Source organism: Variovorax sp. CAN15, from assembly GCF_030462475.1.
Taxonomy (GTDB): Bacteria; Pseudomonadota; Gammaproteobacteria; order Burkholderiales; family Burkholderiaceae_C; genus Variovorax.
The window spans coordinates 1-1,749 of sequence record NZ_JASMRZ010000179.1; the positions used below are offsets into that span (position 1 = coordinate 1).

Consider the following 1,749-nt stretch of genomic DNA (forward strand, 5'->3'; position numbering starts at 1 on the left):
CCGGCAAGGCCGAGGCCGGCTCGGTGGTCACCATCACGGACGACACGGGCAAGCTCATCGGCAGCACGACCGCCACGACCGGTGGTGCGTACAGTTTCAAACCGACGACGCCTCCCGCCCACGGCACGGTCCTGCATGTGGCCGCGACGGACGCCGCCGGCAACAGCAGCCCTGAAGCCAGGGCCACGGTCAATGCAGTGTCCCCGGCGGCGCCGGTGGTCAATCCGACCAACGGCAATGCGATCACCGGCACGGCCCAGGCCGGCTCACTCGTCACCGTGAAGGACGGTGCGGGCAACACCATCGGCAGCGCGACCGCGGACGGCAGCGGCAACTACAGCGTCAAGCCCGCGATCGCTCCCGCGCACGACACCGTGCTGCAGCTCACCGCGACCGACGCGGCCGGCAACACCAGCGCGCCTGCCACGGCCAAGGTCGACGCCAAGGCGCCCGACGCGCCGACGATCGAGCCGACCCACGGCGATCCGATCACCGGCCGCGCCGAGGCCGGCTCGGTGGTCACCGTCAAGGACGGCGCAGGCAAGGTGGTCGGAAGCGCGACCGCCGCAGCAGATGGCCTCTACACCGTCACGCCTGCCAAGCCGCTGGAAGACGGCGCGAAGATCACCGCGGTGGCCACCGACGCTGCGGGCAACGTCAGCGCCGCGGCCACTGCCACTGTGGACGCCGTGCCCCCGGGCAGGCCCACGGTCGATCCGACCAACGGCAGCACCATCGCCGGCAAGGCGGAGGCCGGCTCCGTCGTCACGGTGCAGGACCAGGCAGGCAAGCTGATCGGCAGCGCGACGGCCGATGCGAACGGCAACTACGCCGTCAAACCCGCGACCCCCGTGGCGCATGGCACGACGCTCGGCGTCTCGGCCACCGATGCGGCGGGCAACACCGGCCCTGCTGCCACGGCCACGGTGGACAGCGCCGCCCCGAACGCGCCCACCGTCAAGCCCACGAGCGGCGGCACCATCACAGGCGCGGCCGAAGCGGGCTCGCTCGTTCTCGTCAAGGACGGCGCCGGCAACAGCGTCGGCAGCGCGACGGCGGACGCCAACGGCAACTACGTCGTCAAGCCCGCAACGCCCCCGGCGCACGACACCGAGCTGAGCGTGACCGCCACCGACGCGGCTGGCAACACCAGCGCACCCGCCACGGCCAAGGTCGACAGCAAGGCCCCCGATGCACCCACGGTCAAGCCGACCTCGGGCGGCACCATCGCAGGCACAGCCGAAGCGGGCTCGCTGGTCACCGTCAAGGACGGCGCGGGCAACCTCGTCGGCAGCGCAACCGCGGGCAGCAACGGCGAATACGCCGTGACGCCGGCCCGGCCGCTGCAGGACGGCGTGAAGATCAGCGTGGTCGCGACCGACGCAGCCGGCAACGCCAGCCAGCCCGCCACGGCCACGGTCGACAACGATCCGCCGGCCAGGCCCACTGTCGATCCGACCAACGGGAGCCTCGTCACCGGCAAGGCCGAGGCCGGCTCGGTGGTCACCATCACGGACGACACGGGCAAGCTCATCGGCAGCACGACCGCCACGACCGGTGGTGCGTACAGTTTCAAACCGACGACGCCTCCCGCCCACGGCACGGTCCTGCATGTGGCCGCGACGGACGCCGCCGGCAACAGCAGCCCTGAAGCCAGGGCCACGGTCAATGCAGTGTCCCCGGCGGCGCCGGTGGTCAATCCGACCAACGGCAATGCGATCACCGGCACGGCCCAGGCCGGCTCACTCG

Annotated in this window: 1 protein-coding gene; it reads left to right on the forward strand. The window is 72.0% G+C overall.

Annotated elements, in window-relative coordinates; genetic code table 11:
* Nucleotides 1–1,749, forward strand: a 1,749-nt coding sequence (locus QMO14_RS33210; RefSeq protein WP_301512381.1) for an Ig-like domain-containing protein, incomplete at both ends; no start/stop codon positions are given.